Here is a 22,830-nt window from a genome sequence, read left to right as displayed (position 1 = left end):
TCCTTACCGCGCGTACGCCTTCCAGCGCAGCCAGTGGTCGGCCAGCACGCAGGCCATCATCGCCTCGCCCACCGGAACGGCGCGGATGCCGACGCAGGGATCGTGGCGGCCCTTGGTGATCAGCTCGGTGTCGTGACCGTCGAGGTCCACGGTCTGGCGCGGCACCAGGATCGAGCTGGTCGGCTTCACCGCGAAGCGCACCACCACGTCCTGGCCGGTCGTGATGCCGCCGAGGATGCCGCCGGCGTTGTTGGACAGGAAACGCGGGCCGTCTCCGTTGCCGTGGCGCATCTCGTCGGCGTTCTGCTCGCCGGTCAGCGTCGCCGCCTCGAAGCCGTTGCCGATCTCCACACCCTTGACCGCGTTGATGGTCATCATCGCGGCGGCGAGGTCGCTGTCGAGCTTGTCGTACAGCGGCTCGCCCAGGCCGGCCGGCACGCCGGAGGCCACCACCTCGACCACCGCGCCGATGGAGGAGCCGGACTTGCGGATGCCGTCCAGGTAGTCGGCCCACAGCGCGGCGGTCTGTGCGTCGGGGCAGAAGAACGGGTTGTTGTCGACCTCCGCCCAGTCCCAGCGCGACCGGTCCACCTTGTGCGGGCCGATCTGCACGAGCGCGCCGCGGATGGTGACGCCGGACGCCACCTTGCGGGCCACCGCGCCGGCGGCGACGCGGCACGCCGTCTCGCGCGCCGAGGAGCGGCCGCCGCCGCGGTAGTCGCGGATGCCGTATTTGGCTTGGTAGGCGTAGTCGGCGTGGCCGGGGCGGAACTTGCGCGCGATCTCGCCGTAGTCCTTGGAGCGCTGGTCGGTGTTCTCGATCATCAGCGAGATCGGCGTGCCGGTGGTCTTGCCCTCGAACACGCCGGAGAGGATTCTGACCTGATCCGGCTCTTGCCGCTGCGTGGTGTACTTGGACTGGCCGGGGCGGCGCTTGTCCAGCCAGGGCTGGATGTCGGCCTCCGTCAGGTCGAGCAGCGACGGGCAGCCGTCCACCACCACGCCGATCGCCGGCCCGTGGCTCTCGCCCCAGGTGGTGAAACGGAACTGCTTGCCGAAGCTGTTGCCGGCCATCGGAGATCCCTCATGCAATCAATCACGCTTCCTCACCGTCATCCCCACGAAGGCGGGGATCCATACGTTCCACAGCCGCCCGCTTTGGGAGTTATGGATCCCCGCCTTCGCGGGGATGACGGGCGGGGGAGGTGGTCGCCGCCCCCGTCGCAAGCGCTTGGCCTTACTCCGCCTTCGCCGCGGTGCCGCTCAGCCCGTTCAGCAGCTGGCCGACGGCCGCCGCCTCGTCCACCGCGACCATGCCGACGACGTGATAGCCGCTGTCCACATGCATCACCTCGCCGGTGACGCCGGCGCCCAGGTCGCTCAGCAGGAACAGGCCGGCGCCGCCGACCTCCTGGATGGTAACGTTGCGCTTCAGCGGCGCGTTCAGCTCGTTCCACTTGAGGATGTAGCGGAAGTCGCCGATGCCGCTGGCGGCCAGAGTCTTGATCGGGCCGGCGGAAATCGCGTTGACGCGGATGTTCTGCGCTCCCAGATCCACCGCGAGATAGCGTACGCTGGCCTCCAGGGCGGCCTTCGCCACGCCCATCACGTTGTAGTGCGGCATGACGCGCTCGGCGCCGTAGTAGGACAGCGTCAGCAGGCTGCCGCCGTCCGTCATCAGCGGCACCGCGCGCTGGGCCACCGCGGTGAAGGAGTACGCGGAGATGTCCATCGTGCGGAGGAAGTTGCCGCGCGTGGTGTTGAGGTAGAGGCCGTCCAGCTCGTTCTTGTCGGAAAACGCGATCGCATGCACCACGAAGTCGAGCTTGCCCCACTCCTTCTCGATCGCGGCGAAGGTCGCGTCGATGCTGGCCTCGTCGCTGACGTCGCAGGGCAGCACCAGCCGCGCGCCGACCGAGTCGGCCAGCGGCTTGACGCGCTTCAGCAGCGCCTCACCCTGGTAGGTGAAGGCAAGCTCCGCCCCCTGCTCGGCAAGCGCTGTGGCGATGCCCCAGGCGATCGAGCGGTCGTTGGCGACGCCCATGATCAGGCCGCGCTTGCCAGCCATGAGCGGCTTCGGGTTCGACATCCGGACCTCGTGACTATTATGGCCGTTTTGAACGGCGGTTCAGGAATTTCGCGGCGCATCCTACACGAAAGACACGCCGGGTCAAACCGGGCGGGGGAGGAAGTCCTATGACGGAGCCGACCGCGGCCAAGCCCTTCGCGGAGCGCCGGCGCAAGCCGCGGATCGTGCGCATGGCGCGGGAGCTGTTCGGCTTCCTCAGCCACGCGGCGATGCGCTACTACAACGACAACTGCTTCCAGACGGCGGCGTCGCTGACGTACACGACGCTGTTGGCCATCGTGCCGATCATGACCATCGGCTTCGCCATCTTCTCGGCGTTCCCGGCCTTCGCCGAGCTGCAGAAGCGCATGCAGGAGCTGATCTTCCGCAACATGGTGCCGCAGATCGGCGACGCCATCCTGGAATACCTGGGCCATTTCATGGCCAACGCCGGGCAGATGCCGATCTTCGGCATCATCGGTCTGGCGGTCTCCGCGGTGCTGCTGATCTGGACCATCGAGGGGTCGTTCGCCGCCATCTGGCGCGTCCGGGAGCCGCGCTCGATGGTCACCCGCATCCTCTCCTTCTGGGCCATCGTGTCGCTGACCCCGCTGTTCGCCGGCGCCAGCCTGACGCTGTCCACCCAGCTGTGGAACGTGCTGCGCATGGTCCACCTGGAGGAGCTGGCGGCACCGGCCGCCGGGTTCAGCGGGCTGCTGCCGCTGGTGCTGCAATGGATCGGCTGCTCGCTGCTCTATCTCATCATCCCGAACCGCACGGTGCTGTGGATGGACGCGGTGGGCGGCGGCGCCGTGGGCTCGCTGCTGCTGGAGGCGTCGAAGGCCGGCTTTGCCTGGTACATGCTGGAGTTCCCGGCCTACCAGACCATCTACGGCGCGCTGGCGACGGTGCCGATCTTCCTGTTCTGGCTGTACGTGGCCTGGTCCACCGTGCTGTTCGGCGCGGTCATCACCGCCGGGTTGCCGGAATGGCGCGCCGGCAAGATCACCCGCGGCGGGCCGGAGGGGCTGCTGCCCGGACAGCGTCTGGCGCTGGCGCTGGCGGTGCTGTGTGAGCTGATGGACGCCAACCGCCTGGGCGTCGGCATGCGGCGGCGCACGCTGGTGCAGCGGGTGCCGGTGGGCGCGGTGCTGATCGACGGCATCCTCGAGCAGATGCGCGACGCCCATTGGGTGGCGCACACCACGCGCGACGCCTGGGTGGTGACCCGCGACCTGACCGAGGCGACGTTGTTCGACCTGATGAAGGCGCTGGGCATCGGCCTGCGCGGCCCGGTGCGCAACATCGGCGGCCTGGAGCTGCCCTGGCAGGAGCGCACCGCCCAGCTGCTCGACGCCGCCGAAGCCTCGCAGCACGAGATCCTCGGCGTGCCCCTGAAGACGCTGCTGTCCGAACAGGAGCCCGCCGGCGGCGGCAGCGGCGCGGTGCCGCTGAGCGCGCGGCGGCGCTCCTCCTCCTGACCGGTCACAGGGATAGCATTTGAACAGCTGTTCATAGTCTGGTAGCCATGCCCGCGCCCTTACCCCTTCCGCGCGCCGGGTCCATGAGCTACGCCACCGCCCTGATCCTCGCCTCCAGCCTGTCCATGGACTCCTTCGCCGCGGCGCTCGGCACCGGCGCTGTCCTGCGCCGCCCCGGCGTGGGCGAGGCGCTGCGCGTCGGCGTCATGTTCGGCGGGGTGCAACTGGCGACCCCGCTGATCGGCTTCGCGCTCGGCCTGACCTTCGCCACGTACGTCGAGGCGGTGGACCACTGGATCGCCTTCCTGCTGCTGCTCGGCGTCGGCGGCAAGATGCTGTGGGAGAGCTTTTCCGATGACGAGGAGGACGACTCGCCCAACGGCCGGCTGGCGCTCGGCCAGCTGTTCCTGATGGCGGTGGCGACCTCCATCGACGCCGCCGCGGTGGGCGTGTCGCTGGCGGTGGTGGACGTGGACATCGTCGGCACCTGCCTGCTGATCGGTCTGGTGACCTTCGGCATGGCGTCGGGCGGCGTCCTGATGGGCCGCGCGGCGGGGCCGCTGTTCGGCAAGCGGGCGGAGCTGGTCGGCGGCCTGGGGCTGATCGCGATCGGCGTGAAGATCCTGGTCGAGCACACGCTGTGAGCCGCCGCCTTGTGGCGTCCTACTCCAGCCCCGCCTTCTTGCGCACGTCGTAGCTGCGGGTCTTCGACCACTTTTCCATGAACTGCACCAGCTCGGCGTCCGGCGGGTCGGGCAGGACGACCTTCAGCTTGACGTACTGGTCGCCGGCCGCCTTGGTCTTCTGACTGACCACGCCCTTGCCGCGCAGGCGCAGCGTGGAGCCGGTGTTGGACCCCGGCGGTACCTTCACCGCCACCGGGCCGCTCACCGTCGGCACGCGGATGGTGGCGCCGAGCACCGCCTCGTTCAGGGTGATCGGCACGTCGACGTGGATGTCGCCGTCCTGCCGGGTGAAGTAGGGGTGCGGCTCGACGTGCACCTCGACGATGGCGTCGCCGGCCGGCGCGCCGCCCAGGCCGGACAGGCCCTGGCCCTTCAGGCGCAGCTTCTGCTCGTTCTCGGTGCCGGGCGGGATGGCGACGTCGATGCTCTTGCCGTTCGACAGGCTGATGCGCCGCTTGGTGCCGTTGGCGGCCTCCAGGAACGGCACGGTGACCGAGTACGCGATGTCGGTGCCGCGCGCCTTGGCGCCGCCCGAGGTTCCGGTTCCGGAGCCCGCGCCCGCGCCCGGCCGCTTGCGCCCGCCGAACAGGTCGGAGAACCAGTCGTCGCCCCAGCCGCCGAAGCCCTCGTCCGCCCCGCCGGCCCCGCTGCCGCCCGGTGCGTGGGCGCGCGAGCGGGCGCCGTGCGCGGAGCGGCCGCCGAACCCGGCGTGCCGCTCGTTGCCGGAGGCGTCCACCTCGCCGCGGTCGTACCGGGCGCGCTTCACGGGATCGGACAGCAACGCGTACGCCGCCGAGATCTCCTTGAAGCGCTCCTCGTTGCCGGCGTGCCCCGGCTTGAGGTCGGGATGGTGCTGCTTCGCGAGCTTGCGATACGCCTTCTTGATGTCGTCGGCGCTGGCGCCTCTGGTCACGCCGAGGACGGTATAGGGATCGCGAATCTGGGCCACGAGCAGACTGTTCCTTTACCCCGGCCGGGGCTTCGAGTGCCGGTTAGCTGTTGGTGACGATCTTCCACGCACCGTCCGCCTGCTTGCAAGCGGTTCCGTAGATCAGCTCCGTCTGGTTGGCGACGGTGACCGTCTGCTGGTACTCCCGGCAGTAGGTGCCGGCGGAGGTGTAGCCCTCACGGGTGCTGGTGATGGTGCCGGAGTTGCCGGTCTGCGGGTTGTTCCAGAAGATGCGCTCGCCGACCGGGGCGGCGTAGGCGCGCTTGGCGGCGCTCTCGGCGAGCGGCAGGTCAGCCTGCTCGATCTTCGCCTCCTTGCCGATGAAGGCGCCCAGCATGGTGCCGGTGCCGCTCTGCGCCAGCTTCTGGTTGGCGGACGCGCCGTATTGCGAGTTGATCACACCCCCGAACGTGTTGGCGGGATTGCTCGCGGTCTCCTTGGTGGACTGGCAGCCGGCCAGCAGGGCCGCGGCCGCGAGCACGGGGATGAACGTCTTGAACATGGTGCCTGCCTCGAACTGTTGCCTGCGTCGCTTTTTTCATGGGCGCCATCCGCAATTGGAGCGCCCCCGTCCCGACGGACAGTGATATATGCGAACGCACGCTATCTGTGAATTGCGACGACGCTGTGATCAAGCGTCTTGCACCAGGGAACGCAGAAAGGCTGGGCGGGAGATGAGCGACGTGACCGATCAGGACCCCTACGCGCTGTTCGCCGCGTGGATGGAGGAGGCCACCCGCAGCGAGCCGAACGACCCCAACGCCATGGCGCTGGCCACCGCCGACGCCGAGGGCCGGCCGTCGGTGCGCATGGTGCTGCTGAAGGGCATCGATCCCCGCGGATTCGTCTTCTACACCAACACGGAAAGCCGCAAGGGCCAGCAGCTGACGGCCAACGCCAACGCGGCGCTGTGCTTCCACTGGAAGTCGCTGCGCCGGCAGGTGCGGGTCGAGGGCGCGGTCGAACGGGTCACCGACGCCGAGGCCGACGCCTATTTCGACAGCCGGGCGCGCGACAGCCGCATCGGCGCCTGGGCGTCGCAGCAGTCGCGCCCGATGGAGGGCCGCTGGGAGCTGGAGAAGCGCGTCGCCCAGTACGCCGCCAAGTTCGGGCTGGGCCACGTGCCGCGGCCGGAGCACTGGACCGGCTTCCGCGTGCTGCCGGCGCGCATCGAGTTCTGGACCGACAAGCCGTTCCGCCTGCACGAGCGCATCGAGTTCCTGCGCGCCGGCGACGGCTGGACCACGCAGCGGCTGTTCCCGTGATGACCGACGTCGAAAAGGGCGGCGAGGACAAGGCCGCACGGCTGCGCCGCTGGGCGACCTACGCCAGCGTCTCCATGGCGTCGACGCTGATCGTCGCCAAGCTGGTCGCCTACCTGCTGACCGAATCGGTGAGCATCCTGTCCTCGCTCATCGACTCCTCGACCGACCTGATGGCGTCGGTGGTGACGCTGCTCGGCGTGCGGCACGCGTTGCGCCCGGCCGACACCGCCCATCGCTTCGGCCACGGCAAGGCGGAAGGGCTGGCGGCGCTGGCGCAGGCGGCGTTCATCGGCGGTTCGGCGGCCTTCCTGCTGATCGAGGCGGTGCGGCGGCTGATCTTCCCCGCGCCGGTGGGCGAGACCGCGGTCGGCGTCGGCGTCATGCTGCTGTCCATGGTGCTGACGGCGGTGCTGGTCACCTTCCAGCGCTACGTGGTGCGGCACACCGGCTCGGTCGCCATCGGGGCGGACCGGCTGCACTACTCCGGCGACCTGCTGATGAACGCGGCGGTGATCACCGCGCTGCTGCTCAACCGCTGGACCGGGATCGGCGCCGTCGACCCGCTGTTCGGCATCGGCATCGCCGGCTTCCTGCTGTACGGCGCCTGGGGGATCGCTCGCGACGCGCTCGCCGTGCTGATGGACCGCGAGCTGCCGGAGGAGGAACGCACGCGCATCGTCGGCCTGGTGCGGTCGCACGAGCCGGTGCGCGGCATGCACGACCTGCGCACCCGCAGCTCCGGCACCGGCGTGTTCATCGAGTTGCACCTCGAACTGGATCCTCACCTCGACCTCGTGCAGGCGCACGACATCACCGACGCGGTCGAGCGGACGCTGCGCGCCGCCTTCGACAACGCGGAGGTGCTGATCCATCAGGAGCCGGCCGGGTTGAACGATGAACGCCTGGACAACCGCATCGCGGCGGACCGGTAATTCAACCCCGACCATAGTCCCATACCGCCATTTTTGGGCCGGAACGGTGGAAGCCTGTAAAATCCTTGTTATACGAGGATTTGGAGAGGCTTCCGGCTGTCCGCCGTAGTTGCGGATTTGCAAGATTTTCGCAATAATCCGTCCAGGGAAGAAGCGCATCAAAGCAGCTACAACAAAAACCCCAGTTACGGCGGACGCAATGGACAGCACCCTCGGCAACCGCTCGTTTCTGATCGCGGACATCGCGGCGGAAGCGGGCACGTTGGGCATCGAGATCGCCGATGTGGCCGGACACGTGGATGACGTCGCCGGACGCATCGCCAAACAGGCCGAAGTCTTCGCGCAGCTTCGCGACACCGGCGCCAAGATGACATCCAGCACCCGCAACATCTCCGCCGCCTCCTCGGTGGCGCGGACGGTGACCGAGCGGGCGCGCCAGGAGGTGGAGACGTCGCACGACCGCGTGCAGCAGTCGCTCGCCGACATCCACAACCTCGTCGCCGCGGTCGGCGGCATGGAAAGCCAGATCGCCGGCCTGCGCGAGGCGCTGGAGCGCGTCGGCAAGGTCGCCAAGGAGATCTACGCCATCGCCAAGCAGACCAACCTGCTGGCGCTCAACGCCACCATCGAGGCGGCGCGGGCGGGCGAGGCCGGCCGCGGCTTCGCGGTGGTGGCGGGCGAGGTGAAGGCGCTGTCCACCAAGACCTCGGAAGCCACCGCCGAGATCGACGCCACGCTGAAGTACCTGAACGAGCAGGCGCAGCGCCTGATGACCGAAAGCTCGGCCAGCGCCGCCAAGGCGCGCGCGGTCAGCGAGGGCACCACCGCCATCGGCGGCGTCATCGACACCGTCGGCCGCGCCATGTCGGAACTGACCGGCGAGACCGACAAGATCGACGCCGCCGCGGCGGAGATCGGCACCAACTGCACCGACCTAGAACACGAAATCGCCGACCTCGCGGTGGGCGTGCAGCTGTCCAACGAGAACCTCGCGCAGGCCCGCGACCGCATCAACACCCTGCTGGGCATGAGCGAGCGCCTGATCGGCATCACCGCCGAACTCGATGTCGAGACGGTGGACACCCCCTTCATCCGGCTCGCCCGCGGCACCGCCGAGAAGATCTCCGCCGCGTTCGAGGACGCTGTGGCGAAGGGCGAGATTTCCGAATCCGACCTGTTCGACCAGAACTACCAGCCGGTCCCAGGAAGCAACCCGCAGCAGGTGATGGCGCGCGGCACCACCTTCTGCGACCGGGTGCTGCCGAACCTGCAGGAGGCGGTGCTGGGCGAGAACCCGCGCATCGTCTTCTGCGTGGCCATCGACACCAATGGCTACCTGCCGACCCACAACCGGAAATTCAGCCAGCCGCAGGGCAGGGACCCGGTGTGGAACGCCGCCAACTGCCGCAACCGCCGCATCTTCAACGACCGCGTCGGCTTGGCGGCGGGGCGCAACATGAAGCCGTTCCTGCTGCAGACCTACCGCCGCGACATGGGCGGCGGCAACTTCGTCCTGATGAAGGACGTCTCCGCCCCGATCACGGTCCGCGGGCGGCACTGGGGCGGGCTGCGGCTCGCGTACAAGGTCTAGGCTGGCGGCGGGTATCAACCCTCTCCCGTCCCGGGAGAGGGTGGCCGCCGCAGGCGGCCGGGTGAGGGTAAACTCCAGGATCCTCGCACGCACCCTCACCCTCCCGCCCTATGGGCGGGCCCCTCCCTCTCCCGGGGCGGGAGAGGGGTAGGACTTCCGTTTCCTGCAACAGTAACGCCTCCGCTCCGTTTCCCGCACGGGCACCGTATGGCCTTGCGGGAGAGGGTTCATGGATCTGGATGTGCTGCTGCTGAGCCGGCTGCAATTCGCCTTCACCATCGGCTTCCACATCCTGTTCCCCACACTTACCATCGGGCTTGGCCTGTTCCTGGTGGTGCTGGAGGCGCAGTGGTTCTTCCGCCGGGACGAGCTTGCCTACCGCCTGCTGCGCTTCTGGACGGGCATCTTCGCCCTGGCCTTCGGCGTTGGCGTGGTGTCCGGGCTGGTGCTCTCCTACCAGCTCGGCACGAACTGGAGCCGCTTCTCCACCTTCTCCGGCAACCTGCTGGGGCCGATCATCAGCTACGAGGTGCTGACCGCCTTCTTCCTGGAAGCGGGCTTCCTCGGCATCCTGCTGTTCGGCTGGCACCGGGTGAGCCCGCGCGTGCACTTCTTCGCCACCTGCATGGTGGCGCTGGGCACCATCATCTCCGCCTTCTGGATCCTCGCCGGCAATTCCTGGATGCAGACGCCGGCCGGCTTCGCCATCGAGGACGGGCGGGTGGTCGCCACCGACTGGTGGGCGGCGGTGTTCAACCCGTCCTTCCCCTACCGCTTCGCGCACATGGTGATGGCCTGCCTGCTCAGCACGTCGCTGGTGGTCGGCGGGATCGCCGCCTGGTACCTGCTGAAGGGCGTGCATGAGGAGTTCGCCCGGCGCGCCCTCTCGCTGGCGCTGTGGATGGGGCTGCTGGCCGCGCCGGCGCAGGTGGCGATCGGCGACCTGCACGGCCTCAACACGCTGAAGCACCAGCCGGTGAAGATCGCCGCCATGGAGGCGCTGTGGGAGACCGAGGCGCCGGCCCCCTTCGTGGTCTTCGCCATCCCCGACCAGGAGGCCGAGCGCAACCACGTCGAGCTGTCCATCCCCTACGTCGGCAGCCTGATCCTCACCCATTCGCTGGACGGCGCGGTGAAGGGGCTGAAGGAGGTGCCGCCGCAGGACCGGCCGCCGGTCGCCATCGTCTTCTTCGCGTTCCGGCTGATGGTCGGCCTCGGCATGCTGTTCGTGCTGGTGGCCGTGCTCGGCCTGTGGCTGCGCATGCGCGGCGGGCTGTACCGGGCGCGCTGGTTCCAGCGGCTGTGCGTGGCGGTCTCGCCGCTGGGCTTCGTGGCTCTGCTGGCCGGCTGGACGGTGACCGAGGTCGGGCGGCAGCCCTGGGTGGTCTACGGGCTGCAGCGCACGGCCGACGGCGTGTCGCTGCTGCCGGCCGCGTCGGTGGCGACCACGCTGGCGCTGTTCCTGCTGGCCTACACGGTGCTGATGACCGCCTTCCTGATCTTCTTCTTCCGCATGGTGCGGCGCGGGCCGGACTACGTCACCGAGCCGCCGCACTTCCAGGACAAGGCCCGCACGCTCTACGGCCAAGCGTGAAGGGAAGGGGAGCGCCATGGACCTGCCGCTGATCTGGAGCGCCATCATCGCGCTGGGCGTCTTCATGTACGTGCTGCTCGACGGGTTCGACCTGGGCGTCGGCATCCTGTTCCCGTTCGTGCGGGAAAAGCGCGACCGCGACACCATGATGAACTCGGTGGCGCCGATCTGGGACGGCAACGAGACGTGGCTGATCCTCGGCGGCGCCTCGCTGCTGGGGGCCTTCCCGCTGGCCTACGCGACGCTGCTGCCGGCCTTCTACATCCCGATCATGGTCATGCTGTTCGGCCTGATCTTCCGCGGCGTCGCGTTCGAGTTCCGCTTCAAGTCGACGCTGCGCTGGCCGTGGTGGGACGCCTCGTTCTTCCTGGGCTCGCTGGTGGCGACGGTGATGCAGGGCATCCTGCTCGGCGCCTTCATCACCGGCGTGCCGGTGGAGGCCATCGAGGCCGGCAACTGGCGCTACACCGGCGGGGCGCTCGACTGGCTGACGCCGTTCAACCTGATGTGCGGGGTGGGGCTGGTGTGCGGCTACGCGCTGCTGGGCGCCACCTGGCTGGTGCTGAAGACCGAGGGGCACCTGCAGCGCTTCTCGTACCGCGCCGCGTGGTGGCTGGCGGGGCTGGTGGCGGCGTTCCTGGTGGTGGTCAGCCTGTGGACGCCCTACGCCCACCCGGCGATCCGCGAGCGCTGGTTCACCTGGCCGAACCTGCTCTACCTCTCGCCGGTGCCGCTGGTGACCGGGGCGGTGGTGCTGGCGCTGTTCGCGGCGCTGCACCGGCGGCGCGAGACGGCGCCCTTCGTGCTGACCATGGCGCTGTTCGCGCTGTCGTTCCTGGGGCTGGCGATCAGTCTGTGGCCCTACGTGGTGCCGCGCGCGCTGACCATCTGGGACGCGGCGTCGCCGCGCGACTCGCAGATCTTCCTGCTGGTCGGGGTGGCGTTCCTGCTGCCGGTCATCCTGGGCTACACCGTCTATTCCTACCGCGTGTTCCGCGGCAAGGTGGCGGAGGGGTATCACTGAGAGGGTATCAGCGCGCCCGGCTCTGGTTCAGCGCGGCGAGGAAGGGGGAGGCGCCCACCGACGGCTGCGGGCGCGGGCCGGCGGTCAGCGGTGGCGGCGCATCGGCCGCGGCGGTGTGGCGCTTGTCGACCACCGCCTGCGCCAGCGCGCGGGCACGGTTGACGATCCGCGAGCGGAAGTCGCCGTCCAATGCGTGGAACACCGAGGCGGCCTCGGCCAGATGCTCCTCGGTCCCCTGGGCGACGGCCTGCTCCAGCGCGCGTTCCAACTGGCGGAACTCGATGACGCCGGGCACCCGCTCGCGCCGCACCGCGTCGGTGAGCACCCTGATGGCCTCGACCATCTCGGCGTCCAGAACGGCGGTGGGAGGGTGCGGGACGGCGCTCATGGGCGGAGCCTAGCTCCCGCCACCGCACTGCACAAGGCGAATAGGCGTACGAAATAGTGTATTCCGCGTCGGAATATTTCATCACCGCAATCCGCGGGAAAGATTCGTGTGCTAATCCTGTCATTCAGCGGAGGACGCACATGCGGATCAACCTGTCCGAGGCCGAGGCCGACGTCGTCGAGGCGGCGTTTGTCTATGTTCTGTACAGCGATGTCGTCTCCCGCCGGCAGAAGCGGGAGATGCTTGGGCAGCTCGCCGCCATGAAGCAGACGCTCGCCTGTGCGCCGCGTGCGTGCGACTCCTGCCGCCTGAAGCCCATGTGCGAGACGCGGGTGCTCGACATCATGGCGGGGGCGGCGTAAACGCGCGACCTGTGATCGCAGTCACTGCACACCGGCCCGGCTGTGCTAGAATGGCCCGTTTCTCTGGGTGCGCACGGCATGGGCTTCACTCTCACCTTCTGGGGCGTCCGCGGCACGGTGCCGTGCCCGATGGCCTCGCACATGGGGTTCGGCGGCAACACCAGCTGCGTGGAGGTGACGGCGGGCGACCGCACGCTGATCTTCGACGCCGGCACCGGCATCCGCCTGCTCGGCCGCCGCCTGCTGGACCGCGGCATCGCCCGGGCGACCCTGCTGCTCAGCCACACCCACCTCGACCACATCAGCGGCTTCCCGTTCTTCGCGCCGGTCTACACGCCGGGCTTCGCGCTGGAGATCGTCTCCGGCCACCTGTGCGCCGCCGGCGGGGCGGAGGCGGTACTGGAGGGGCAGATGCGGGGCCCGCTGTTCCCGGTGCCCTACCGCACGCTGGCCGCGTCGTTGAGCGTCACCGACGTGGAGCCGGGCTCGACCCTCGACCTCGGCGACGGGCTGAGCGTGCGCACCGCTCCCCTCAACCACCCGGACGGCGCCACCGGCTACCGTGTCGACTACGCGGGCCGTTCGCTCGCCTACGTCACCGACACGGAGCACGTGCCGGGCGAGATCGACCGGAACATCCTGGGCCTGATCGCCGGCTGCGACATGGTGCTGTACGATTCCACCTACACCGAGGAGGAGTACCGGCAGCGCGTCGGCTGGGGCCACTCGACCTGGACCGAGGGGGTGCGGCTGGCACGGGCGGCCGACGTGAAGCGGCTGGTGCTGTTCCACCACGATCCCGACCGCGACGACACCGGCATGGCGGCGCTGGAGGCCGAGGCGCAGGCGGCGTGGCCCGGCCACGTCGTCGCGGCGCGCGAGGGCGTCACCATAGATCTTCTGGCGGAAGCTTCCGCGGGTTGACGATCAGGTAGAGCCGGCGGATTTGCCCATCCGCCGCCTCGACCCCCATCACCCCGATGAGATCGCCGTCCTGGCGCAGCGCGAAGCCCGGCCCGCCGTTGACCCGCACCGGCACGAGGTCGAGCAGCAGGGCGCGCTTGCGCTGCACCCCCAGGAAGAAGCGGGCGATGCGGTCCGGCCCGCGGATCGGGTTCAGCGCGCTGCGCGCCACGCCGCCGCCGTCCGCCAGCAGCACCGCGTCCTGGCTGAACAGCGCGACGATCCGCCCATAGTCGAGTGACGCGCAGGCCTGGACGAAGGCGTCGGCCAGCGCGCGGGTGCCGGTCCCGTCGGCGGCGAAGCGCTGTGGCCCGTCCAGCGCGGCCCGCGCCCGCTTCATGATCTGCCGGCAGCCCTCGACCGAGCGGCCGAGGATCCCGGCGATCTCGGCGTAGTCCAGGTCCATTGCCTCGCGCAGCACGTAGACCGCGCGCTGCTCCGGGCTCAGCCGCTCCAGCAGGACCAGCAGAGCCAGCGGCACGCTGCCCTCCGGTTCGTCGGCGTTGCCCTCGGGGGCCACCGCCGGCTCCGGCAGCCACTGGCCGACGTAGGTCTCGCGGCTTGCCTTCGCCGCGCGCAGGCGATCGAGCGCCAGGCGCGCGGTGAGCGTGGTGAGGAACGCCCGCGGGCTGTCCACCGCCCCGGTGTCGGCGGCCGCCCAGCGCAGCCAGGCGTCCTGCACCACGTCGTCCGCGTCGCTGAGCGAGCCCAGCATGCGGTAGGCGAGCGCGCGCAGCCGCGGCCGCTCGGCGACGAACAGATCGAGCGAACGGTCGTCGGCCACGAGCGTCATGCGGCGGCCTGCTCCGCCGGCGCCTCGCGGTGGATGGCGATGCCGACGCGGTTCCAGGCGTTGATCGCCGCCACCGCCATGGTCAGCGCCGCCACCTGCGCGCGGTCGAAGTGGCGACCGAGGTCGGCGTGCAGGTCGTCCAGGCGGTCCTTCTCCCGGCGGGTCAGCGCCTCGGCCCAGGCGAAGGCGGCGCCCTCATCGGGGGTGAACAGGGGCGAAGCGGGCCAGTCCGCCACGGCGGCGATGCGCTCGCGGCTCTCACCGTCGCGTTGCGCCCACTCGGTGTGCAGGCCGATGCAGTAGGCGCAGCCGTTGATCTGCGACACCCGCAGGTCGATCAGGTGCTTCAGGCCGGTCGGCAGGCCGGACGCGCCCAGCGCCTTGGTGACGTTGGACAAGGCGCCGTACAGGTCGGGCGCGTCGGCGCTGAGGTCGAAGCGGAAGTCCATGGGTCGTGTCCCTTTCCCGTTGCGTGAGGTACGCCCCCAGGACGGATCGCCCACACCCGGTGTGACGCATGGCAGCCATGCGTTCCGTGGAGCGACGGAAGCCTCTATAAGCGTGGGCATGACCACGACCGTCGTCGCGCTGTTCGCGCTCACCTACTTTGGTATGGCGCTGGGGCGCTTTCCGGGGCTGCGGATCGACCGCACCGGAATCGCCGTGGTCGCCACCGTGCTGCTGCTGGGATCCGGCGCGCTGACCTCGCGGCAGGTGGTGGAGGCGATCGACTTTCCCACCCTGTTCATCCTGTTCGGCCTGATGATCCTGTCGGCGCAGTACGCCGCCAGCGGATTCTACGACTGGTGCGCGCTGCGCATCTCCGCTTCGGCGCGCTCGCCGGCGCGGCTGCTGGCGGCGACGGTGGCGGTGGCCGGGGGGCTGTCGGCGGTGCTGGCCAACGACGTGGTCGCCTTCGCCATGACGCCGATGCTGTGCGTCGGGTTGAAGGCGCGCGGCCTCGACCCACGCCCGTACCTGATCGCGCTGGCCGGGGCTGCCAATGCCGGCTCGGCGGCGACGGTGATCGGCAACCCGCAGAACATCCTGATCGCCCAGATCGGTCACCTGGATTTCTGGCGCTTTCTCGGTGCCTGCGGCGTCCCGGCGCTGGTCGCCGTGGCGTGCGTGTACGGCGTCGTCTGGTGGGTGTGGCGCGACCGCCTGCACCTCCGCGGGCCGGAGGGGGAGGAGATCGCGCCGGCGTCGCTCGACCGCTGGCAGCTGGGCAAGGCGGTGGCGGCGACCGTGGCGTTGCTGGCGCTGTTCGCCGCGCCGCTGCCGGAGGAGACGGGCGTGCTGCTGGTGGCCGGCTTCATCCTGGTCAGCCGGCGCCTCGCGTCGCGCGACATGCTGGGCATGGTGGACTGGCACCTGCTGGTGCTGTTCGCCGGGCTGTTCGCGGTGAACCGTGCGCTCGGCCTCACCGGCATCCCGGCGGAAATCGTGCAGGCGCTGTCCGCCGCCGGCTGGTGGCCGGACCGGCTGGCGGTGCTGACGCCGCTGGCGCTGGCGTCCAGCAACTCCATCGGCAACGTGCCGGCGGTGGTGCTGTTGCTCTCCGCCTGGGAGGCGCCACCGGAAGGCGCGCTCTATGGGCTGGCGCTGCTATCGACGCTGGCCGGCAACCTGGCCCTGCCGGGCAGCCTGTGCAACATCATCGTCGCCGAGCGGGCGGCCTTGGCCGGCGTGACGCTCGGCTTTCGCGAGCACGCGCGCTGCGGCGTGCCGATGACGCTGCTGTCGATGGCGTTCGCGGTCGTCTGGCTGTGGCTTGGCGGGTGGATGCGTTTCGCCTGATTGGTGTATCCTGTGCGATGTTGTCGCAAAAGGACGCACTGGTGAGCCTCGTCGAGCAGTTCCTGGAGTTCATCGAGCAGGCTCCGAACCAGTCTCTGCGCGCGCTCAGCGGCCGGGTGCTCGGCAAGTGTCGCGATCTGACCGGGGCGGAGGCGGGATCGGTCTTTTTCCTGCACGGCCGCGGGCGGAGCCGCACGCTGGAGGCGGTGGCGCTGCACAACGATCGGGTGCGCACGCGCAGCACCGCCTTCCGGATCCCGGTGGATCTCACCTCCATCGCCGGCTACGTCGCCGCCACCGGCGAGACGGTGTTCGTGGAGGACGCCTACGCCATCCCTGCGGACCGGCCCTTCCGTTTCAACCCGGGCTTCGACCAGAAGACCGGGTTCCGCACCCGTTCGATCCTCGCTTTCGCGCTGAAGGGGTTCAAGGAGCGGCCGGTCGGCGTGGTGCAGTTGATCAACCGTGTCGGCGACGACGGCGTGGGGCCCTTCCTGGCCGAGCACGAGCGGATGATCGCCCCGGTCAACCACATCGTCGGCCGCGCGCTGGAGCGCGCCGCCGGCCTGGAGCGGCTGGCCGAGCGCAACCGCGCCCTGCAGCAGCAGCGCCGCCGCATCGCCGAGCTGCAGGCGGAGACGGAGCGGGCGCTGATGGTCTCCGTGCGCCTGCTCGCCCGCGCCGCGGAGATCCACGACGAGGACACCGGCAACCACATCCTGCGCGTCAACGAGTACGCCCACGCCCTGGCCCGCGCCGCCGGCTGCTCCCCGGCCTTCTGCGAGGAGATCCGCTACTCGGCGGCGCTGCACGACGTCGGCAAGATGAGCGTCGACCAGGCGGTGCTGCACAAGCGCGGCCGCCTGGACGAGCGCGAGATGGCCGAGATGCGCCGGCACGCGCTGTACGGCTACGAGATCCTCAGCGCGTCCGACCGCCTGAAGATGGCCGCGGAGATCGCGTGGTGCCATCACGAGCAGTGGGCCGGCAGCGGCTACCCGCGCGGCCTTCGGGGGGAGGACATCCCGCTGGCGGCGCGCATCGTGGCGATCGCCGACTGCTACGACGCGCTGCGCAGCGAGCGGCCCTACAAGCCGGGCTTCAGCCACGAGCGCACGGTGGAGATCATGACCCGCGGCGACGACCGCCTGACCCCCGCAACCCACTTCGACCCGTCGCTGCTCGCCCTGTTCGCCGACCGTCACGAGGAGTTCGAACGCATCTGGGAGGCGCTGAAGGATCCGGCGGCCGGGTAACGTTGTGCTGCGCCGTCGCGCCGGGGCATGATGGGCGCGGTTCCACCGACGGCGTTGCCCCATGACCGATTCCGCGACCGGAAAGACCTTCACGCTGGCCTTGGCGCTGCACCAGGCGGGCTGGCTCGACAAGGCGGCGGATTCCTACGCCAACGTGCTGCGCGAGGATCCGCGCCATGCGGACGCGCACTACCTGCTGGGCCTCGTCCGCTATGAGCAGGGCCTGCCCGCCGAGGCGGCGCAGCACCTGCGCGCGGCGCTGGCGGTGGATCCGGCGCAGGCGCGTGCCCACGTGGCCGCGGCGAACGCCGCTTCGGCTCAGTTCGACGTTGTGGTCGCCGGTGCCCACTTCCGCGCCGCACTGGCCCTGGAGCCGGCCGACGCCGAGACGCTGCGTCAGTTTGCCGGCCTGATGCGCTGGGACCGCAAGCTGGCCGAGGCGGCGGCGCTGTTCCGTCGGGCGCTGGCGGCGCGGCCCGGCGATCCCGGGCTGATGCACCAGCTCTCCGGCGCGCTGATGGAGGGCGGTGAGGTGGCCGAGGCCGAGCGCTGGCTGCGCGCCTCCCTGGCGGCGGACGGCGGCAACCCCGTGACCCTCGCGGCGCTCGGCGCCATGATGACCACGCGCGGCCGTCCGGCCGAGGCGCTGCCGGCCTACGAGGCGGCGTTGGCCGCCGGCGGCGACGCGCTGGACCTGCACCTGGGCCTCGCTGCGGCGCTGGAGGCGCTTGGGCGCCGGGACGAGGCGGCGGCGCAGCTGTCCGTGGCGGCGGCGGATGCGTGGCCGGCCGACGACCTTCTGCGCTTCACGCGGCGGCTGTTCGACCTGGGCGACGCCGACGCGGCGGAGGCCGTCTACCGCCGCTTCGCCGCGCTGACCGACGACCGCCGGCGCTTCCCCAACGCCGCGCTGCGCCGCCTGACCGTCCGTCCGGCTGCCGAGGTGTGCCGGGAGCAGGGCTGGACCTACCATCAAGTCGAAGCACCGCGCCTCTGCCACGCCGCCACGGCGGACGGCGAGCGCAGCTTCGCGGTGCCGGAGGTCTTCCTCGCCCGCATCGACGGGGCCGAGGTGGTGCCATCGAGCTGCACGGTCGTCGCCGGCGAGTCGCTGCTGCTCGACGGGCTCAGCACCAACTCGCGGCTCAGCGTGGCGCTGCTTCCGCACGTCGTGGCGCATGCGGCGGATGAGCGCATGCTGCTCGACCTGCCCGCGGCGGCGGAGACGGTGGAGGAGGAGGCGATCCTGCTCGGCGGAGGGCCGAACTGGTCGCACGGGGTGCTCGACTGGTCGTCCAAGCTGGCGGTGCTGGAACGGTTCCCGGAACTGGCGGGGTTGCCCGTCCTGGTGGCGCCGACCCTGCCCGGCTCGATCCGCGACCTGTTCGAACTGCTGGGCGTGCCGCGCGCGCGGATGCGCCCGCTGCCGGCCGGGGAGCCGCTGCGGGCGCGCCGGCTGTGGGTGCCGTCGCTGACGCACAGCTACCAGTTCACCTCGCCGACCCACACGGGGTTTCTGCGCCGCCGGCTGGCGCCGCTGATCGCCGAGGGCATGGCGCGGCCACGCCGCCGCATCTTTCTGTCGCGCCGACAAGCCGGCTACCGCGCGCTGGTCAACGAGGCCGAGGTGCTGGCCGCGCTGGCGCCGCTGGGCGTCGAGCCGGTGGTGCCGGAGGATTTCCCGATGGCCGAGCAGATCGCGCTGTTCGCCTCGGCCGAACTGATCGTCGGGCCGATCGGCGGCGGCTCGGCCGCCATCGCCTTCGCGCCGCCGGGGGCGGCGTACGTGGAACTGGTGCACCGCCGCATCGCGCTGCCGCAGTACGGCATCCTCACCGCGCTGCTCGGCCAGCGCTACCGCCAGATCGTCGGGCCGATGCGCGGCAACCGCGGCCCGTCGGAGTTCGACTACGACTTCGCCGTCGATCCCGCCGCGGTCGCCGCTGCGGCGCGCGGGCTGCTGGACGGGTAGGCGGTGTTGCTCCGCTCTGTTTCAACCGCGTAATCGCTAAGACATATCCGGATAACAATCGCCTCCTACAGTTGCCTCCAGCGGAAATCGAGACCGGAAATCACCGGCGTTCTGGGGGAACGGAAATGCGCGTGTACCGTGTGGGGGCGGATGGACGATCCGCAGGGCGGACTCAGCACGAAATGAGCTTCCAGGTGCGCGGTGCCGGCGTTTTTGCCGGGCGGGAGCGCGCGCCGTGACCGGCGCAGCGGCGGCGCCCGGGCGCCACACTGATTCAACCTCAAGTCCCTTGCGCATCGAGGCGGCCATGCACCATCATGATTACATCTCCAAGGCTGTTTCCACGGATCGTGAAATCACCCTGGAGGCCCTTCGTGTCTTCACCTATCTCAGCCGGCGCCTGCACTTCGATCGCTCCATCCCGGTTCTGCAGTCCGAACTCGCCGACGCCTTGGGCATGCAGCGCCCGAACGTGAACCGCGCGATCAAGCTGCTGGAGACCAAGCAGATTCTTCTGCGTGAGTCCAAGCTGGGCCGGGCGATCACGTTCCGTCTCAATCCGGAACTGGGTTGCCGCGCGGCGTAGCCTGGCGGTTGGATGATCATCGAGACCCGTGAGCTTCTCTTCACCAATGCGGCGTTGAAGAAGGCGTTCGCCTGGTACGCCACCGTACCGAACCAGACCGACCTCCCGCTCGGGGCCATCACCACGGTGACTCCGAAGCCGGGCGGCGGCGTCTGCGTGCTGGTGCAGCAAAGCGGCGCGTCGCGCAACCGCGAGGTGTCGTTCAACGCCAGCAAGACGCTGGCGGTGCTGCTGTATTTCTGCCGCAAGCAGCGCATCCCGATCCCGCGCGACGCCGACAAGGACATCACCGCGCAGGGCGATTCCATCAGCCTGACCATCTCCGGCCAGACGCGGACCGTGTCGCCGACGTCGTGAGGGGGAGGGCCCTGCCGTCCTACCGCGGCTCCGCCGGCGACGTCACCGGCACATCCGCGGTGTCGAACCGGAAGCCGTGCCGCTCGCCGAAGTCCACCAGATCCTCGAGCGTGCGCAGCGCCGCCGAAGAGCGGCGCAGGTCCGCCCTCAGGTCGGGGTCGCTCTCGGCGGCGACGAGGAATCGCAGGTAATCGGTCTGGCCCATGGCCGCACGATACCGCGGCCCTGCAGCAAGATGATTTCATTTATGTAAAATTGGATCTTTCCCCCTGCGGCGCGTTGCCGCAGGGGGCGCTGGGGCGCCCCCTGCATTACCGTCCGGTCATTTCACCGGCTCGTCGGTGCGGGCCTCGGACGGGCGTCCGGCTTCCCGCATCGCCCGCGCGGCGGCGCGCAGCGCGGATTCGGAGCGGCGGTCGGGCATCAGCTCGAACAGCAGCAGCGAGCGGCCGGTGACCGGCAACTCGTCGCCGCTGCGCGCGGTGGCGACGTCGATGCGGTCGGGCTCGCCGGTGTCCAGCAGCTTCAGCCACTGGCTGCCGCCAACCACCTCGGGCAGCGTGAACGGCACCACGTCGTGGTGGCTGTTGACGATCAGCAGCATCGTCGCTTCCGACGACGCCTTCTTGACGCCGGTCGCCTGCGCCCGCCCGTCGAGCAACAGGCCCAGGCAGCGGGCCATCGGGTCCTGCCATTGCTCGCTGGTCTTCTCCACGCCGGCCGGCGTCAGCCACGTGGCGTCCTTGACCTCCAACTCCGGGTTGAACGCGCCGGTCAGGAAGCGCTGGCGGCGCAGCAGGGGATGGCTCTGGCGCAGCGCGATCAGCCGGCGGGTGAAGTCCAGCAGATCCAGCCCCTCGTCGTCGATGCCTTCCCAGTCGATCCAGGAGAGGTCGTTGTCCTGGCAGTAGGCGTTGTTGTTGCCGTGCTGGGTGCGGCCGAACTCGTCGCCGGCCAGGATCATCGGCGTGCCCTGCGACAGCAGCAGCGTCGCCAGCAGGTTGCGCATCTGGCGCATGCGCAGCTCACGGATCTCCGGATCGTCGGTCGGCCCCTCGGCGCCGTGGTTCCAGGACAGGTTGTTGGAGTGGCCGTCGTTGTTGCCCTCGCCGTTCGCGTCGTTGTGCTTGTCGTTGTAGGAAACGAGGTCGCGCAGCGTGAAGCCGTCGTGCGCCGTGATGAAGTTCACCGAGGCCCACGGCTTGCGCCCGCGCCGGTTGAACAGGTCGCCCGACGCGGTCATGCGCGAGGCGAGGTCGGGCAGCTTGCCCTCGTCGCCCTTCCAGAAGGAGCGCACGGTGTCGCGGTACTTGTCGTTCCATTCCGCCCAGCCCGGCGGGAAGCCGCCGACCTGGTAGCCGCCGGGGCCGCAGTCCCACGGCTCGGCGATCAGCTTGACGCGGCTCAGCACCGGATCCTGCCGGCAGCTGTCGAGGAAGCCGCCGCCCTGGTCGAAGCCGTGCGGCTCGCGGCCGAGGATGGTGGCGAGGTCGAAGCGGAACCCGTCCACGTGCATCTCGGTGACCCAGTAGCGCAGCGAGTCGTTGACCATCTGCAGCACGCGCGGGTGGCTGAGGTTCAGCGTGTTGCCGGTGCCGGTGTCGTTGATGTAGTAGCGCGGGTCCGGCGCCAGCCGGTAGTAGCTGGCGTTGTCGATCCCCTTGAACGAGAGGGTCGGCCCCATCTCGTTGCCTTCGGCGGTGTGGTTGTAGACGACGTCGAGGATCACCTCGATTCCCGCCTCGTGGAAGCGGGCGACCATCTCCTTGAACTCGTAGATCGCGCCAGAGGCGAGGTAGCGCGGGTCCGGCGCGAAGAAGCCGATGGAGTTGTACCCCCAATAATTCCGCAGCCCCTTCTCCAGCAGGTAGCGGTCGTCGATGAAGGCGTGCACCGGCAGCAGTTCCACCGCCGTCACGCCGAGCGCCCTGATGTAGTCCACCACGTCCTGCTGCGCCATGCCGGCGAAGGTGCCGCGGTACTGCGGCGGCACCGCCGGGTGGCGCATGGTGTAGCCGCGCACATGCGTTTCGTAGACGATGGTGTTCTCCCAGGGGATGGCCGGCGCGCGGTCCTTGCCCCAGGTGAAGGCCGGGTCGACCACCACGCACTTCGGCATGCCCGGCGCGGAATCCCGCCGGTCGAAGGACAAATCGTTCTTGCTCGACCCGATGCGGTAGCCGAAATGCGCGTCCGACCAGCGCAGCGGCCCGATCAGGTGCTTGGCGTAGGGATCGATCAGCAGCTTGTTGGGGTTGAAGCGGTGGCCGGCGCGCGGCTCGTACGGCCCGTGCACGCGGTAGCCGTAGACGGTGCCGGGCCGCGCGTCGGGCACGTAGCCGTGCCAGACCTCGTCGGTGTATTCCGGCAGCTCGATGCGCTCCAGTTCGCGCCGTCCCTCGCGGTCGAACAGGCACAGCTCCACCTTGGTGGCGTTGGCGGAGAACAGCGCGAAATTGACGCCCAGCCCGTCCCAGGTGGCGCCCAGCGGATAGGGCAGGCCTTCGCGGATACGGGAGTGGCGCTGGATCTGCGGAGCGAACGGCTTCTTCACGGAGGAACCTCGACGCAGGAATTGGGGAAACCGGCGGGCGAACGGACAACGCGGGAAACGCCGGGTTGATCCACGATGCACGGGGTTCGTGCGGTAACCAATTCACTTCCGTGCAGGTGCCTTTATGAGAATCGGCCTAGTCGTCAAGGCAGGTCGCCCCTGCTGGCCCCGCATGCTATGATCGAGGTAAGCAAATAAAGACTAAATAC

Annotated in this window: 23 protein-coding genes; 14 read left to right on the top strand and 9 right to left on the bottom strand. The window is 69.8% G+C overall.

Annotation, left to right across the window (positions count from 1 at the left end; genetic code table 11):
- Positions 1 to 3: 3 nt before the first annotated feature.
- Positions 4 to 1,074, bottom strand: a complete 1,071-nt coding sequence (gene aroC / locus ACRWK7_RS17335) for a chorismate synthase (protein ID WP_431857518.1) — start codon at positions 1,072 to 1,074, stop codon at positions 4 to 6.
- Between the two features lie 163 nt (positions 1,075 to 1,237).
- A complete protein-coding gene (fabI, locus tag ACRWK7_RS17330; protein ID WP_431857517.1) occupies positions 1,238 to 2,089 on the bottom strand; it encodes an enoyl-ACP reductase FabI in 852 nt (283 codons plus the stop codon).
- 107 nt (positions 2,090 to 2,196) lie between these two features.
- On the opposite strand from fabI, the gene ACRWK7_RS17325 reads away from it, so the two are divergent.
- Positions 2,197 to 3,549, top strand: coding sequence for a YihY family inner membrane protein (locus ACRWK7_RS17325; protein WP_431857516.1), 1,353 nt, complete (start codon positions 2,197 to 2,199; stop codon positions 3,547 to 3,549).
- Between the two features lie 83 nt (positions 3,550 to 3,632).
- Positions 3,633 to 4,193 (top strand): manganese efflux pump MntP, encoded by a 561-nt coding sequence (locus ACRWK7_RS17320; RefSeq protein WP_431857515.1) that lies wholly within the window; start codon positions 3,633 to 3,635, stop codon positions 4,191 to 4,193.
- Between the two features lie 19 nt (positions 4,194 to 4,212).
- Here ACRWK7_RS17320 and ACRWK7_RS17315 read toward each other — a convergent pair whose 3' ends face one another.
- Positions 4,213 to 5,175, bottom strand: coding sequence for a DnaJ C-terminal domain-containing protein (locus ACRWK7_RS17315; RefSeq protein ID WP_431857581.1), 963 nt, complete (start codon positions 5,173 to 5,175; stop codon positions 4,213 to 4,215).
- Positions 5,176 to 5,227: 52 nt separating this feature from the next.
- Complete coding sequence (locus tag ACRWK7_RS17310) at positions 5,228 to 5,686, bottom strand: RT0821/Lpp0805 family surface protein (protein WP_431857514.1); 459 nt, start codon at positions 5,684 to 5,686, stop codon at positions 5,228 to 5,230.
- 172 nt (positions 5,687 to 5,858) lie between these two features.
- Here ACRWK7_RS17310 and pdxH point away from each other — a divergent pair, with 172 nt between their 5' ends.
- The 5 genes from pdxH (at position 5,859) to cydB (ending at position 11,590) form a co-directional block, all read left to right on the top strand.
- Positions 5,859 to 6,449, top strand: a complete 591-nt coding sequence (gene pdxH, locus ACRWK7_RS17305) for a pyridoxamine 5'-phosphate oxidase (protein ID WP_431857513.1) — start codon at positions 5,859 to 5,861, stop codon at positions 6,447 to 6,449.
- The gene (locus tag ACRWK7_RS17300) at positions 6,449 to 7,381 is read left to right on the top strand and encodes a cation diffusion facilitator family transporter (RefSeq protein ID WP_431857512.1); all 933 of its coding nucleotides are present in this window, start codon (positions 6,449 to 6,451) and stop codon (positions 7,379 to 7,381) included. Before pdxH ends, ACRWK7_RS17300 begins: the two co-directional genes overlap by 1 nt.
- 199 nt (positions 7,382 to 7,580) lie before the next feature.
- Entirely contained in the window at positions 7,581 to 8,972 is a 1,392-nt protein-coding gene (locus tag ACRWK7_RS17295; RefSeq protein ID WP_431857511.1) for a methyl-accepting chemotaxis protein, read from the top strand.
- Between the two features lie 229 nt (positions 8,973 to 9,201).
- Positions 9,202 to 10,566 carry a cytochrome ubiquinol oxidase subunit I gene (locus ACRWK7_RS17290; protein ID WP_431857510.1) on the top strand — a complete coding sequence of 455 codons (1,365 nt, stop codon included), beginning with the start codon at positions 9,202 to 9,204 and terminating at the stop codon, positions 10,564 to 10,566.
- Between the two features lie 16 nt (positions 10,567 to 10,582).
- Complete coding sequence (gene cydB / locus ACRWK7_RS17285; protein WP_431857509.1) at positions 10,583 to 11,590, top strand: cytochrome d ubiquinol oxidase subunit II; 1,008 nt, start codon at positions 10,583 to 10,585, stop codon at positions 11,588 to 11,590.
- A gap of 7 nt (positions 11,591 to 11,597) precedes the next feature.
- Here cydB and ACRWK7_RS17280 read toward each other — a convergent pair whose 3' ends face one another.
- Positions 11,598 to 11,978, bottom strand: a complete 381-nt coding sequence (locus tag ACRWK7_RS17280; RefSeq protein ID WP_431857508.1) for a hypothetical protein — start codon at positions 11,976 to 11,978, stop codon at positions 11,598 to 11,600.
- A gap of 140 nt (positions 11,979 to 12,118) precedes the next feature.
- Between ACRWK7_RS17280 and ACRWK7_RS17275 the strand changes: the two genes are divergently transcribed.
- Both ACRWK7_RS17275 and ACRWK7_RS17270 read left to right on the top strand, forming a co-directional pair.
- A complete protein-coding gene (locus ACRWK7_RS17275) occupies positions 12,119 to 12,340 on the top strand; it encodes a hypothetical protein (RefSeq protein WP_431857507.1) in 222 nt (73 codons plus the stop codon).
- 78 nt (positions 12,341 to 12,418) lie between these two features.
- On the top strand, positions 12,419 to 13,264 hold the full coding sequence (locus ACRWK7_RS17270; RefSeq protein WP_431857506.1) for an MBL fold metallo-hydrolase: 846 nt from the start codon (positions 12,419 to 12,421) through the stop codon (positions 13,262 to 13,264).
- Here the strand turns inward: ACRWK7_RS17270 and sigJ are convergent.
- Positions 13,227 to 14,096, bottom strand: a complete 870-nt coding sequence (gene sigJ / locus ACRWK7_RS17265) for an RNA polymerase sigma factor SigJ (RefSeq protein WP_431857505.1) — start codon at positions 14,094 to 14,096, stop codon at positions 13,227 to 13,229. The genes ACRWK7_RS17270 and sigJ overlap by 38 nt on opposite strands.
- Positions 14,093 to 14,545 (bottom strand): carboxymuconolactone decarboxylase family protein, encoded by a 453-nt coding sequence (locus ACRWK7_RS17260; RefSeq protein ID WP_431857504.1) that lies wholly within the window; start codon positions 14,543 to 14,545, stop codon positions 14,093 to 14,095. Before ACRWK7_RS17260 ends, sigJ begins: the two co-directional genes overlap by 4 nt.
- Positions 14,546 to 14,663: 118 nt before the next feature.
- Here ACRWK7_RS17260 and ACRWK7_RS17255 point away from each other — a divergent pair, with 118 nt between their 5' ends.
- From ACRWK7_RS17255 to ACRWK7_RS17235, 5 genes are all read left to right on the top strand, one after another.
- A complete protein-coding gene (locus tag ACRWK7_RS17255) occupies positions 14,664 to 15,896 on the top strand; it encodes an SLC13 family permease (protein WP_431857503.1) in 1,233 nt (410 codons plus the stop codon).
- A gap of 41 nt (positions 15,897 to 15,937) precedes the next feature.
- Entirely contained in the window at positions 15,938 to 17,152 is a 1,215-nt protein-coding gene (locus ACRWK7_RS17250) for an HD domain-containing phosphohydrolase (protein WP_431857502.1), read from the top strand.
- Between the two features lie 61 nt (positions 17,153 to 17,213).
- A complete protein-coding gene (locus ACRWK7_RS17245) occupies positions 17,214 to 19,124 on the top strand; it encodes a glycosyltransferase 61 family protein (RefSeq protein ID WP_431857501.1) in 1,911 nt (636 codons plus the stop codon).
- A gap of 235 nt (positions 19,125 to 19,359) precedes the next feature.
- A complete protein-coding gene (locus tag ACRWK7_RS17240; RefSeq protein WP_431857500.1) occupies positions 19,360 to 19,710 on the top strand; it encodes a MarR family transcriptional regulator in 351 nt (116 codons plus the stop codon).
- Positions 19,711 to 19,722: 12 nt separating this feature from the next.
- Positions 19,723 to 20,067 carry a hypothetical protein gene (locus tag ACRWK7_RS17235; RefSeq protein WP_431857499.1) on the top strand — a complete coding sequence of 115 codons (345 nt, stop codon included), beginning with the start codon at positions 19,723 to 19,725 and terminating at the stop codon, positions 20,065 to 20,067.
- A 19-nt stretch (positions 20,068 to 20,086) separates the two neighbouring features.
- Here ACRWK7_RS17235 and ACRWK7_RS17230 read toward each other — a convergent pair whose 3' ends face one another.
- Positions 20,087 to 20,272, bottom strand: a complete 186-nt coding sequence (locus tag ACRWK7_RS17230; RefSeq protein WP_431857498.1) for a Nif11-like leader peptide family natural product precursor — start codon at positions 20,270 to 20,272, stop codon at positions 20,087 to 20,089.
- Positions 20,273 to 20,389: 117 nt separating this feature from the next.
- Positions 20,390 to 22,621, bottom strand: a complete 2,232-nt coding sequence (glgX, locus tag ACRWK7_RS17225; protein WP_431857497.1) for a glycogen debranching protein GlgX — start codon at positions 22,619 to 22,621, stop codon at positions 20,390 to 20,392.
- Positions 22,622 to 22,830: the final 209 nt, after the last annotated feature.

The organism is Azospirillum sp., from assembly GCF_050789165.1.
The sequence above is the reverse complement of the archived record's forward strand: the minus strand, read 5'-3'. Positions and strand labels throughout refer to the sequence as shown.